Here is a 12,779-nt window from a genome sequence, read left to right as displayed (position 1 = left end):
ATAAAATACAAATAAAATCCGGCCTATCTGCCTACTGGATAATCAGGCAGGATTTGTGGCCCTGCTCATGATCGTGACCGGCGTATTGTCCAGCCTGGCATTCTCAATGGTCTGCCAGCCAAGGCGTGCATAGAGCGATTCATTACGCGGTGTGAACAAATAAAAATGATCAAAGCCTATAGATCGCGCCTCTTCCGCAGCGCGCAGCGACAGTGCCGAAGCAATACCCTTGCCACGGAATTGCGCAGGAACAAAAACGGCAGATAACCATGGCGTCAGATGCTGGTGCGTGAGAGTGCTGGCAAGGATGCCGGCAACACCAAACATCTGATCATCTGAAGACAAGGCGAGCAAAGTCACAGGCAATGCCCCTGCAATTCTGCAGCGATCAGGGCATCAACGTCATACCGGCAGGCTTCATTTCGTCAACGAGAAACAAAACAGCCTGGCAAGCGGAAAACATCAGGTTTTTATGTGTCCCCGTCAGCCATAGCTTATCTGCTTGCCGGGAGCTAGCGCTGCATCTATCATGCTGTAGCAATGGTCAAGGCCAAGGCCAACGATAGGAACTGCATCTGCAATAGGCGACATAAGATAAATATGAATTCGAATAAACAACGCCAGCTTATTGTCTTCGATCTTGATGAAACATTAGTCCATGCAAGCATGACTGATTTGGATCAGCCTATGGCTTTTGCATTTCCACCCTACTTTGTTTATCAGCGGCCCTTCTTGGCAGAAATGCTGGAAGAACTGGCGCCACATTACGACCTGGCAGTATGGTCATCGTCATCAAGAGAATATGTAGATGCTGTGGTCGCGCAAATCTTTGGTACTCGCTACCCAGTCAAGTTTGCCTGATCGGTCGAGCGCTGTGTGCAGCGGGTGGACATCAAAAGCAATAGCTATGTTTACATCAAGGATTTGAGAAAAATTCAGGGTCAGGGATATACGCTGGACCAGATTAGGATAGTGGATGATTCGCCAGAAAAAATCGCCAGGCAGCCGAGAAACCATATTCTGATTGCACCTTATCTTGGAGACCAGAAAGATAGTGCCCTGCTGGATATCGCCGGGACATTCAAATTGAGAACGGTAACTTGCGAATAATTAACATACTCATTGGCATACTCATTGGCTTAAGTTCGTGCTTAAGGAACCAGTGAACATTACTCCTGATAGCGCTCAAATATGCGTTTCAACTCTCCATTTTTCTCCAGCAAAACCAGGCTGGCACCTATCTTCCTGACCAGCTCAGGCGACATGGTTTTTGCCATGCCCATGTAGAATTTTTCTGTCAGTTGGGGTTTGCTCAAAAGCCTGATCTTTTCTTCCAGCCCCGCCTGCCTGATTGCCAGGCCTATGCCGGGTGAACGGTGACAATAAAACCGCCCGCGTCCTGCCAGCAGTTTTTTCAGGTTGGAGATGGAAGAAGTGGCGGTATCATCTATCTTCAGACCACCCATTTGCGTGAGGATATCGACGATGCCAAAACCGCGCAGGGCCAGGATGATGCCTTCATTGCCGAGCTTGCGTATATCATCCCAGTCTTCAACTGCAACGATATCATCCGCCCGCACGGCCAGCAGGTAATTGACAGAGAACAATGGCGTCGCGGCGAACTGGTATTGTGAGGTATTACGCGCTATGCGTTGCACGCCACAAATGACATCAATATTACCCGCCTTCAGACCCGCGTCTATACGCGCACGCGGCTGCCAGACCTGGTCGCCGATAAATTGCAGCTCAGGGTCAGCTTTCTCGATCGCGCGCATGATATCTACGCACATCCCGCCTATCGCAGGCTTGCCTTGCTGATTGACGATGGCAACATACTTGGGCTCGGATGCCTCCTGGGCAGCCGTATGTATCTCTTTGACAGCACCAGCGGGCAGCATGAGCGTCAGTAACAAAAATATCACTGCGCCTTGCACGGCCCGCAAAGGATTAAATTGCAGGGGCTTGCTCATTGCCTATATGCCAGCCTCTTGTCTGATTTCACAGCCCTGCCGGGGCTGGCGTGCGTGAACTGCTGCTGCACTTTGAAAATACTGACCACATTCGACAAATTGCCAGCCTGGTCCTGCAGGCTTTTTGCGGCGGCAGCGGCTTCTTCGACCAGGGCTGCGTTTTGCTGGGTCACGCTATCCATTTGTATGATGGCATTGTTGATCTGGTCTATGCCGGCGGACTGCTCTTTGCTGGCGTTATTGATTTCATTCATGATGCTCGTCACTTTTGCGACGCTATCGACGATCTCGGACATGGTCGCACCAGCCTGATCGACGAGGCGCGCACCTTCCCCCACTTTATCGACTGAATCAGAAATAAGGGCCTTGATTTCTTTCGCCGCACTGGCCGATCTTTGCGCCAGGTTGCGCACTTCTGACGCAACCACCGCAAAGCCCCTGCCCTGCTCGCCTGCACGGGCCGCTTCAACAGCCGCATTCAAAGCCAGGATATTGGTCTGAAACGCAATACCATCAATAACGGCAATGATATCGACGATTTTATTCGATGAATCACTGATGGCACCCATAGTTGTCACGACTTGCGACACTACAGTGCCACCCTTGACGGCAGCGTCAGACGCTGCATGCGCCAACTGGTTCGCGTCACGGGCGTTTTGTGAATTCTGCTTCATGGTGCTGGTCAGTTCTTCCATGGAAGACGCGGTTTCTTCCAGCGACCCTGCTTGCGTCTCGGTGCGGGCAGACAAGTCCATATTGCCATTGGCGATATCAGTCGATGCACCGACGATGGTGTCTGTGCTGTTACGTACTTCGCTGACGATATTTACCAGGCCGTTGTTCATGTCTTTCAAAGCCTGCATGAGCCGCCCGGTTTCGTCTTCCGATTTGACATCGATATTGGTGGTCAGGTCACCGTCAGCCACGCTGCGTGCCAGATTCAGTGCATGCTGAATGGGCCGGGTGATGCCTACGGTCAGAAACCACGCACAGACACTCCCAAGAATAATGAACAGGATGATCAATGCGCTGATCAGCATGGAGCTGCTCTTGGCGATTGCATCGACTTCCTGGCTCAGGTCATCAACATCTTTTTTCTGGAACTCAAGAAAATCCAGTTCACTCTTTTGATAGGCATCCGACACGGGCATGAATTTTTCAAACAACTTTGCCGCTTCATCTGCCTTGCCGTCTTTTTTCAGCTTGGTGATCTCGTCGCGCAGGGCAATATATTGCTTGCGCACGGCGATGATATTGTCGAGCAGTTTTTTCTCTTCAGGGAAGGCGATATGCTCTTCCATGTATTTTTGAATTTCATTATTCCTGACTGTCGATGCCTTGGCATCGCCGGCAAAATATTCTGCCAGTGCATCGTCATTGCTCTTCACTATCGCCAGAGTACGCTTGAGCCCGGCCACGGTGATCCGGTACCATTCTTCGGTCATGCGCTCTTTTTTCAGCGGTTCCTGCATCATGGAACGGGTGCTGTCAGCAACCTCATGCAAACGCCACAAGCCTATCCCTGAGGATATCGTCGCCAGCAACATAACCAGACCAAAGCCGATGGCGAGACGCGTCCCTATGTTCAGATTCTGAATTTTCATTGCCTGTCTCCTGGATATTTTTATAATAAGGCATTGCAGAGCTGGGGTTGGTGCCGGATATTGCCCGGCCCAACCCCTCACTTGCTTTTCACCTTCAAATTTCATGTCTGGTGAAGCAAGCTTTCATTGTTTTACCTCTTTCAAGCATATTAGACAATTGCTATTTTGCAAGTCAACGATTGCAAAATACCATGAAAATGATATAGCTCAGCCCTCTTACATAGAGAAAACAGCTTGATAACAGCAGGCTGTTTTCATGATATCTTGACACTTATTTTTGATTCAGTCATTACATCCATGCCACACATCCACGCCATCCGTGCCGACATCACCAAACTGCAAGTCGATGCCATCGTCAATGCCGCCAATTCTTCCCTGCTGGGCGGTGGTGGCGTTGATGGGGCAATACACAGAGCTGCAGGACCGGAGCTGGTGCATGAATGCCGTCTGCTCGGTGGCTGTAAAACCGGAGAAGCAAAACTCACCAAGGGCTATCGTCTGCCCGCCAGTTTCATCATCCACACCGTGGGCCCGGTGTGGCGCAACGGGACCAACAATGAAGCTGGCCTGCTGGCCTCTTGCTACTACAACGCCATGCGCATTGCAGCAGAAAAACAGTTGAGCAGCATCGCCTTTCCCAGCATCAGCACCGGTATTTATGGCTACCCCATAGAACAGGCTGCTCGCATTGCGGTAAACTATGTGCGCTCAGCGCTGACCGACTACCCCGTGTTACAGGAAGTGATTTTCTGTTGCTTCTCGGATAGTGACCTCAAGATTTATGAGGCCATATTGGCTGAATCGGCTGAATCGGATGAATCGGATGAATCGGCTGAAACAGCAAACACGGCATCATGAAAATATACTGACCACAACCAACAAGGCTGAACCCATGTGCTACCTCATCTGCTTGATTACCCTGGCCTGTGCCAGCCAGTTGGCCCTGGCACTGGATTGCAGCAAGGCATCCAACACGCTTGAAATCAATGAGTGTGCATCCATAGAACAAAAGAAAGTGGAAGCGAAACTCAACGTCGTCTATCAGCGCGTGATGAAGTTCCTCGACAAACAGATTGCTGACGGCGATCTGGACAAGGCATCCAAGACCACGCTCATAGAAGCCCAACGCGCGTGGATCAAATTCCGTGAGGCGGATTGCAATGCCGTCTATCAATATCATATCGCCGGTACCATACGCAATGTCATGCACATAGGCTGTATGCAAACCCACACTGAGCGGCGCATCAAGGATCTGGAAGAATATGAAAAGAATTAAAACCTCTGCGCGTCGGTGTCGCCCTGCAACTCTGTGATGATTCGGTGATGATTCATTGATGAACAAGATTGACACGCCCACCGACATTGTTCGCTTAAGCAAAAAGAGACAGCGCAATGTTCAGGAGCAAAACAGGTTAAGCGAATATGGCTTGAGAACCACAGCCACCTATTGGCGCGCACATGCACTTCCCAAGGCCTTGCATGATGCCGGTCTTGCCCACGGTATAGACTGGGGCAATAGCATCATCATTGATCTTGTCGCTGATTTGCCGTGGATGCGAGACACAGTGATGGGCACAATATTGAGCCAGCAAGAAAAATTCATCGAGTTTGAAATTGAAACTAGCCAGCAACACCAGCTAATCAACTCCATAGAAGTCTGGCTTGATGTGACTGCGCAAGCCAATGTTCACAAACACAATCGCGGCACGGGCAGGGGTGCAGGTGCAATGGCCCTGGAGATACGCAGGCAGCTATGCGCGCCTGCCGGTTCGCCATCGGCTGATAGCAGCACAATAGAATCTGCTATCCCTGCTTTTTAGCGAGTACGTATACAGAGCAAAGACGCCCTGCAATCAACCTAAGGCCAAAAGCCAATACGACCACCAGCAATAAAGGTTTGCCCGGACCCCACATAGCACTAGCCATGCCCAGGGACAATGCCGAAGCAAAGCCCATATCAATCTCACTGAAGCGACGCTCAAGCACAGCTTGGCAGGATGGGCAGTCATAACTCACCCGCCGGACCAGTTTATACCAGCGATGTCTGGTAAACATGGGCGGGGTCAACTGCAAATCAGTACGGCATTGCGGGCAAAGATGGCGTTTGAGCATATTTGAATTGGCTAAATGACGCGTACCATGTGTTCGCGGTTTGGCAAGATCAGTTTGCCTGCATGGCTACAATTATACAATCCCAATTTGCCTGCCTGCCCTTGCTGCTATCATTCAGACAGCAGGCTGAGCAATTCGATCACTAGCCCGGTCGATTGTGTGGCAACGTCTGAGACATGAAAGATCACCAATAATGAGAGATGAAAAAATAAGATCAACTGAGCACAGAATAAAAACCGAAGCAGGCCAGCTGTATGCCTGTAGCTGGCAGCCGACAAATCATCAAGGCCATGACAACAAGTCGCCGATTTTGCTACTGCACGATTCCCTCGGTTGCGTAGCTTTATGGCGCAATTTCCCTGCCCTGCTGGCTGAGCACAGTGGCAGACAAGTTATCGCTTACGACAGGCTGGGCTTTGGACAATCGGATGCGCGTGACGATGTGCTGAGCCTGGATTTTATTGCGCAGGAAGCGGCAACTTCTTTGCCACTGCTGCAAAGCTACTTTGGCTTTAAACGTTTTGTGGTCATGGGGCATAGCGTAGGCGGTGGCATGGCGGTGCACTTTGCAGCACTTTACGCTGACATCTGCAATGCCCTGATCACCGAGTCTGCACAGGCCCTGGTCGAAGACAAAACACGGGCTGGCCTTATCGAAGCGCAACAGCAGTTCCAGCAGCCAGGCGCATTAGACCGCCTGCGCCGCTACCACGGTGACAAGGCAGCATGGGTGCTCAATGCCTGGATCAATACCTGGCTGTCATCCGCCTTCGCTAACTGGTCACTGCGCGATGTGCTGCCACAAGTAAGATGCCCTGCCCTGGTACTGCATGGTGAGCATGACGAATATGGTTCAAACCTGCACCCTGAGCAGATCGCAGGGCTGACAACTGGCCCTGCACAACTGGAGATCATCGCTGGCGCGCAACATGTGCCGCACAGGGAACAGGAAGACTGGGTGATAAAAAGAGTCTGCCAGTTCCTTGTCGGCTTAAAGTAAGTTCAGCAGCGCGTACTCATTCATGAGCAACCGCAACTCAACACCGTCGCCTAAAATTCATCCCACTGCTCATCTGGCTTACTCGCTGCCTTGGGTGCAGCCACCCTTGATGCTGGCCTGGTGACAGCAGTGACAGATCTGTTGGCGGGTTTTGGTCCAGTTGCACCCCTTGGTGAACTGGCCTGTGGTTTGCTGGTGGCTGCCTGGGCATCGTCGAGCTTGAACATGCTGATGATTTTCGACAGGTGTTCTGCCTGTTCCTGCAGGCTCTCAGCCGCAGCCGCAGCCTCTTCAACTAGGGCAGCGTTTTGCTGCGTCATTTCATCCATCTGGGTCACGGCGCGGTTGACTTCTTCTATGCCTGAGCTTTGTTCCTGGCTGGCGGCGGTGATCTCGCTCATGATGTCGGCGACCTGCTTGACCGAGGTGACGATCTCGCCCATGGTCTGCCCTGCTTCATCGACCAGACGAGAACCAGAGTCAACCTTGACGACAGAATCATCAATCAGGGTTTTGATTTCTTTGGCGGCAGTGGCTGAACGCTGCGCAAGGTTGCGCACTTCAGATGCTACCACAGCAAAGCCACGGCCTTGCTCACCGGCACGCGCCGCTTCTACTGCTGCATTCAACGCCAGGATATTGGTCTGGAAGGCAATGCCATCAATGACGCTGATGATATCCACGATCTTGCGTGAACTGTCCTTGATCGAATCCATCGTGGTGACGACTTGCGACACCACCTCACCGCCCTTGCCTGCCACGGTGGCGGCTGAAGCAGCGAGCTGGTTGGCCTGGCGTGCATTGTCGGCATTTTGCTTGACGGTAGAGGTCAGCTCTTCCATCGATGAGGCGGTTTCTTCAAGCGAGCTGGCCTGGCTTTCAGTGCGGGCAGACAGGTCAGCATTGCCCGCGGCAATCTCGCCAGAGGCCAGCCTGACCGAGCCGCTGGTTGCACGTATGTCTATCAGCACCGCCGCGATCTTATCGACAAAACGGTTGAAGGCCTCGCTGATCTGCGCCAATTCGTCCTTGCCATCGGCAGCCAGACGACGGGTCAGGTCGCCTTCGCCAGTCGCAATGTCTGCCATGGCATCGCGCACGAGCTCCAGTTTTTTCAGGGCCTGGGCTACCAGCGCTGTCAATATCAGAGCTGCCAGTGCGACGACGATGATGGCGGTGACGGCAGATGCGGTCAGCATGGCGGTCAGTGCCTGAGTGGCCTCTGCCCTGTCCAGCACGGTTGCCAGCAGCCAGTCAGTACCAGCGATTTTGGTGACGAACAGCATGCCTTCACGCCCGTTCAGGTGCACGGTGCTGCTGGTCTTGGAGGCTTCAGTCGCATTCAATACCTGGGTGGTCAGGCTGGCATCAAGATCGCTGAGTGGTTTCAGCGTCAACTTCTCATTAGGGTGGGCAATGATCTTGCCGCTGCCGTCGAGCAAAAACGCAAAGCTGGCTGGCGTAGGTTTGATCGAGCCTACATTGCTGGTCACCACGTCGAGCATGACATCGGCCGCGGCCACGGCGGTAATACTGCCCTTAGCGCCTATGGGGTCGGCAAAGGTCACCACCAGTTTGCCGGTACTGGCGCCGATATAGGGGGCGGTAATGATGGGGCCACCAGCTTCGCTGGCCTTGATATACCAGGGGCGTGCGGTAGGGTCATAGTCGGCCGCGCGTTTGCGGTCTTGGGAGAATACCGCATGCTTGTCGGCAAAACCGATATAGGCCATGTCAAACACACCGGCCTGCTCACCCGCCTTGAGTGCGCCCAGGGGTTCGGGCAATTCTGCCGCCAGCTTCAGCGAGGCGACTGCGGCCTGCTTGGACTTGACCCATTCGGTAATGGCTGTTGCATGGCTTTCAGACAGTTGCAGTAACTGGCTGTTGAGGGCGTCCATGGTGCGCGAGCGCGTGGTAAAGAAATTTGCCACCACCATGGCAAGCATGGCAATCACAACGATGGACACACAGATACTGATGAGCTTCCTGCGTAGCGACGAAAAAAACATACCGGTTCTCCAGTGATGACAAAAGACGGGATATTCTGTGGCAACAGCTTTTGCAGCATAGCACTGATTTTGTCATGCAGTCATCTGGCAAACCCGGCCTTCTGTTATAGCCAGACTGGAAATCATTTTTTCGGGAATCATGTTAACTAATTGCAACGACCATGGAATTGAGAAGAGCATGATGGTCACTTGCCTCTGTACGGCTGCGCATCAGTCTCAGCATTTAGTTGCAAATTGACGACGTTGCCCACAATTAATATGATTAATATCAATGGGCTGAACGCAATTGTTAAATATTTGCATGCATGTTGTTTTACCTATGGGTGCAGGCGTATTCTGGCGAGTCGCATCGCTGCCGCATGGCAACAAGTAATCATATTGCCATTACTTTGCACATGACAAGCTATTTGCAAGGTTTTGATTTCTGGCCCGGTGACTGGTATCTTCAGCTTCTCGCGGGCACGCGGCGTTTGCACATGCGTGGGTTGATGGCTTACTTCCGGCTTATTTTGGGCTTATATGTACGCTTATATGTGCGCCGATATCTGTACTTATTTACGGGCTAATGAAGTTTCATCTCGCGCCGTAATATGTTGCAACAATTTTTGGCAAAACTTGTCTGTTGAATACGCTATGCTTAAGCATGGCATCCCCTATCCTGGGCTTTGAATTGCAAGAATGAATGCGCTACTGACACCATTGCATGACAATTATGCGTCAAGAGAGACGGGGGATTTGCTCGCCCTGGGTATCAAGCCTGATCTGGCTGAACATGAGTATGCTGCGGTGGAATCGATACTGTCGGTACGTGGTGTGGATATCAATGCTTTCAGGGAACACCGCCAGCAATACCTGAAAAGTGCCGAGCAGCAAAAACCTGCTGATGACAAGCTGGCCTATATGTCACATCGCCTGGCCGCCCAGCTTATTGATGTGATAGGCATCGCCCTGCTACTGGCCATGCTGGGTTTGCTGATCACCGTCGCCCTGCCCAACCTGTTCAAGCAGACTAACCGGGCCATCCTGATATTGTGGTCGCTTTACCTCTTGTTCAAGGATGGCTTTGATGGGCAAAGCCTGGGCAAGCGCATTATGGGCATACGTGTGCTACAGCGTGACACTGAGCAGCCCTGTAACCTCACGCAATCCTTTGTGCGCAATATCCTGGCACTGACAGTGGTCGATTGGTTGTTCGCGCTGGGCAGCAAGCGACTGCGCCTCGGTGACATATTGGCTGGCACCAGAGTAGTCAAGGAATAAGCTGCTACCTGACTGGCCGCCCTTTTTGTAGCATTCCGCTGTCGCATCCCGCCATCACATCTCCCTGTACATCCCTCTGCACATTACAAAAAGTTCGTCACATCAAAGCCAACCAGGCTCAGGTTATTCACATTTTTCAATATCCCTACCAGCACGATTTCATCCGGCGTGATGTTGTTGACATCGAGCTGGTTGATCACATACCAGATGCTGGCGTCGCCTATGATGTCAGCGGTGATAACGACCATCTTGCTGGCAACAGTGGGGCCGGTAAACGCCTTGCCGGTACCAAACAAGGCAGCGATCTTTGTGGTGTCGAGCGCATTGCCCTGCACCGTCAGCACATCGCCATTGGCCCAGGCTTTTGGGGTAGTGGCTGCAGCATTGACAGCGGCAATCCTGGTGGTGCCGGTCTTGTTCAGGAAGGCAGAGAAATTCAATACATCACCCCCCTTACCTATGGTGAAATTGGTGATGGTATCCACACCATTAGCAACCGGGGTAATGCCAAAAGCATAGGTATCAACCCCTATGCCACCCTGCATGGTGTCGATACCGCCACCGCCAGTGAAGAAATTCGCGTAATTCGAACCTATCAGCAAATTATTCGCTTCATCGCCCTTGATAGTGGTGGTCACCGTCACCTTGCCTGCGGATGAGCCGGTGGTGGTGCCAGTGCTGCTGGCAGGCGCTGCAATCAGGCTAAGATCGACATAATCGACCTTCTTGATATCACCACTCAGCAAGGCCAGCGGTTTGCCGTCCAGCGTCAGCAAATCCTGGCCCAGATCTACCACCAGCGGCGTGGTCAGCGCGCCTTTGCCACTGAGCAGGTGGTTGGTTTCATTAAGCGGGATATCGATGTAATTGATCTGCAGATCAGACTTGACTGCATTGATGATATTGACAACCTTGCCGCCAGTGAATGAGGTATTGTCCAGCGTCACCGTCAGGTTCGCGACATTGTTGATACTGGCATTGGCCGTGGCCTTGCCGCTCAGGGTCAAGGTAGCGGTGGTATCGGTCGTCTTGACCAGGGTGCCAGTCAGGCCTGTGGGTACATTGGTGATCTTGCCCAGGGATGTGCCGACATTACCTTTGAAGGTGTCGCCAGTCAGGGTGAGGATAATGCTGCTGGTGATGCTGCCATCATTGAGCTGCTGTTCGACAAATGCCGGGGCTGAATAACTGATACTGCCTATGGTAGGTGTCACTTCAGACGCCTGCGCCACTTTCAAGACCAGTTGCTCGACATTGGTAGGGGCAGCAGCAGCCTCAGCCGCCGTTGGCATACGCCCTATCAGGGTGGTATACACCACGCTGGCATACACCTTGGTCGAGGCGGCTATCTTGAATTCTTGCGACTGGGCAAACTGATTGACGATTTCACCACGTGCCATGCCGTTGTTCATCTGCCCTACCCAGTAGTCGCGGCCTGCCGCATCGGCGCTGCGGCCAAGCACGTTCTGGTAAATCAGGTCGAGGAACTGGCTATTTGACAAGTTTGCACCGTATTTGCTGACAAACTCTTCTGATTGTGCAAACACCTGGGCAATCTGGCTATTGCTGCCGCCATTCCTGTGCACGCCCATCCAGAAGGTAAAACCATCGGTATCCGGTATGCGGTTGAAGGCAGCGAGGTAAAGCCGCACGATCTGCTCGGCAACCGGGCTATACTCAGGCGCAATCAAAAAACTGTATTCCACCCCGGCGCGGGTGAGCAAACCAGAATCAAGGCGGGACGCATACAAATCCACGGTCTGTTGATCGGGTTGTTTGTCCCAAAGTATCTGGAACAAGCCTGTGACGAATTCTTTATTGGTTTTGGCCATCGTTGCACCTGCATTTATTGCAGCAAATAATCATGGAGGAAACAGCAAGCATGCCCTGGTGGACTATAGCAGTTCACTACTTTACGGCAATCTTTCTCAAAGTTTCAGTGTTTTATCCAACTATCCAGCGTTGTTCACAATCCCATCATGCGAATCGGATAAACTCAGAGTTCTTGCCAGACGGAAAAACCCCTATTTATGCAGTATATGCCAAAAATTTTCGACGCAATTCATACAACAGGCAGTAAAAAACCCGCCAGTTCCCATTTTCCGTGCGCGTAATTGATAAAATACAAAGCATCCTGCAAGTCATTCACTAGTCAAACTAGTCAGCCCAGGCCCGGTAGCAAAAGCAGAAAGCAAGACATCATGAAAATAGCCGTCCTCTTCCCCACCCAGACAGAAGCCGCCCTGTTCCAGCGCGAAGGCATCATCACCATTGTCTCTGGTGTAGGGCTCACTGCGACTGCCCATGCAACCCTGCGGGCGATCTATGAATATGAACCCGACATGCTCATCATGGCGGGCATTGCCGGGGCTTACCCTCATTCCAGCTTCAAGATCGGTGACGTGGCGCTGATAGAAAGCGAAGTCGAAGGTGACCTCGGCTTTTTCACACCCGATGGTTTTACCCATCTCGCCCATCTGCCCATAGACATGGAATTTGAGCGCCGCCATACACTGAGCTGCCCCTTCATCCCCGCAGGCACAGAGTTCGCCAGGGCACGCAGCATGTCATTGAATGCTGCCATGGCCCACTATGTCGAAACCGAATTCGTCGATCTTGAAAACATGGAAGGTGCGGCCTTCTTCTATACCTGTTTGCAGGAAGACCAGCCCTTCCTGGAGTTGCGGGCGATATCCAACTTCGTCAATGTTGATAATGATGAATGGGACATGCAGGGTTCGATCAAGGCCATGACTGCGGCACTGCACCGCTTGCTGGATGATATACAGCACTAAAATAGCATTGAGCCACACTGAACCAG

11 protein-coding genes and 1 pseudogene are annotated in these 12,779 nt (G+C 52.1%); 7 read left to right on the top strand and 5 right to left on the bottom strand.

The window, feature by feature from the left end:
* Window positions 1–42 precede the first annotated feature (42 nt).
* Complete coding sequence (locus tag ACO0LI_RS23965; RefSeq protein ID WP_422954315.1) at window positions 43–360, bottom strand: GNAT family N-acetyltransferase; 318 nt, start codon at window positions 358–360, stop codon at window positions 43–45.
* 180 nt (window positions 361–540) lie between these two features.
* Here ACO0LI_RS23965 and ACO0LI_RS23960 point away from each other — a divergent pair.
* A pseudogene (locus ACO0LI_RS23960) lies at window positions 541–1,110 on the top strand (HAD family hydrolase).
* Window positions 1,111–1,169: 59 nt separating this feature from the next.
* On the opposite strand, the gene ACO0LI_RS23955 reads toward ACO0LI_RS23960, so the two are convergent.
* Together ACO0LI_RS23955 and ACO0LI_RS23950 are read right to left on the bottom strand one after the other, a co-directional pair.
* On the bottom strand, window positions 1,170–1,970 hold the full coding sequence (locus ACO0LI_RS23955; protein ID WP_423035799.1) for a substrate-binding periplasmic protein: 801 nt from the start codon (window positions 1,968–1,970) through the stop codon (window positions 1,170–1,172).
* The gene (locus ACO0LI_RS23950; RefSeq protein WP_423035797.1) at window positions 1,967–3,574 is read right to left on the bottom strand and encodes a methyl-accepting chemotaxis protein; all 1,608 of its coding nucleotides are present in this window, start codon (window positions 3,572–3,574) and stop codon (window positions 1,967–1,969) included. Before ACO0LI_RS23950 ends, ACO0LI_RS23955 begins: the two co-directional genes overlap by 4 nt.
* A 297-nt stretch (window positions 3,575–3,871) precedes the next feature.
* Between ACO0LI_RS23950 and ACO0LI_RS23945 the strand changes: the two genes are divergently transcribed.
* The 4 genes from ACO0LI_RS23945 (at window position 3,872) to ACO0LI_RS23930 (ending at window position 6,686) form a co-directional block, all read left to right on the top strand.
* Window positions 3,872–4,432 (top strand): O-acetyl-ADP-ribose deacetylase, encoded by a 561-nt coding sequence (locus ACO0LI_RS23945; RefSeq protein ID WP_423035795.1) that lies wholly within the window; start codon window positions 3,872–3,874, stop codon window positions 4,430–4,432.
* Between the two features lie 34 nt (window positions 4,433–4,466).
* On the top strand, window positions 4,467–4,850 hold the full coding sequence (locus ACO0LI_RS23940) for a lysozyme inhibitor LprI family protein (RefSeq protein WP_423035793.1): 384 nt from the start codon (window positions 4,467–4,469) through the stop codon (window positions 4,848–4,850).
* Window positions 4,851–4,908: 58 nt separating this feature from the next.
* Entirely contained in the window at window positions 4,909–5,394 is a 486-nt protein-coding gene (locus tag ACO0LI_RS23935) for a hypothetical protein (RefSeq protein WP_423035791.1), read from the top strand.
* Between the two features lie 485 nt (window positions 5,395–5,879).
* Window positions 5,880–6,686, top strand: coding sequence for an alpha/beta fold hydrolase (locus tag ACO0LI_RS23930; protein WP_423035789.1), 807 nt, complete (start codon window positions 5,880–5,882; stop codon window positions 6,684–6,686).
* Window positions 6,687–6,736: 50 nt separating this feature from the next.
* Here ACO0LI_RS23930 and ACO0LI_RS23925 read toward each other — a convergent pair whose 3' ends face one another.
* The gene (locus tag ACO0LI_RS23925) at window positions 6,737–8,698 is read right to left on the bottom strand and encodes a methyl-accepting chemotaxis protein (protein WP_423035787.1); all 1,962 of its coding nucleotides are present in this window, start codon (window positions 8,696–8,698) and stop codon (window positions 6,737–6,739) included.
* 678 nt (window positions 8,699–9,376) lie between these two features.
* On the opposite strand from ACO0LI_RS23925, the gene ACO0LI_RS23920 reads away from it, so the two are divergent.
* Window positions 9,377–9,958 carry an RDD family protein gene (locus ACO0LI_RS23920; protein ID WP_422954305.1) on the top strand — a complete coding sequence of 194 codons (582 nt, stop codon included), beginning with the start codon at window positions 9,377–9,379 and terminating at the stop codon, window positions 9,956–9,958.
* An 83-nt stretch (window positions 9,959–10,041) separates the two neighbouring features.
* On the opposite strand, the gene ACO0LI_RS23915 is transcribed toward ACO0LI_RS23920, so the two are convergent.
* Entirely contained in the window at window positions 10,042–11,790 is a 1,749-nt protein-coding gene (locus tag ACO0LI_RS23915; RefSeq protein ID WP_422954304.1) for a DUF4214 domain-containing protein, read from the bottom strand.
* A gap of 369 nt (window positions 11,791–12,159) precedes the next feature.
* Between ACO0LI_RS23915 and ACO0LI_RS23910 the strand changes: the two genes are divergently transcribed.
* The gene (locus tag ACO0LI_RS23910) at window positions 12,160–12,753 is read left to right on the top strand and encodes a hypothetical protein (RefSeq protein ID WP_423035785.1); all 594 of its coding nucleotides are present in this window, start codon (window positions 12,160–12,162) and stop codon (window positions 12,751–12,753) included.
* The last annotated feature ends 26 nt before the right edge of the window (window positions 12,754–12,779 follow it).

This window comes from Undibacterium sp. Tian12W (genome assembly GCF_049339405.1).
Taxonomy (GTDB): Bacteria; Pseudomonadota; Gammaproteobacteria; order Burkholderiales; family Burkholderiaceae_D; genus Undibacterium.
The sequence above is the reverse complement of the archived record's forward strand: the minus strand, read 5'-3'. Positions and strand labels throughout refer to the sequence as shown.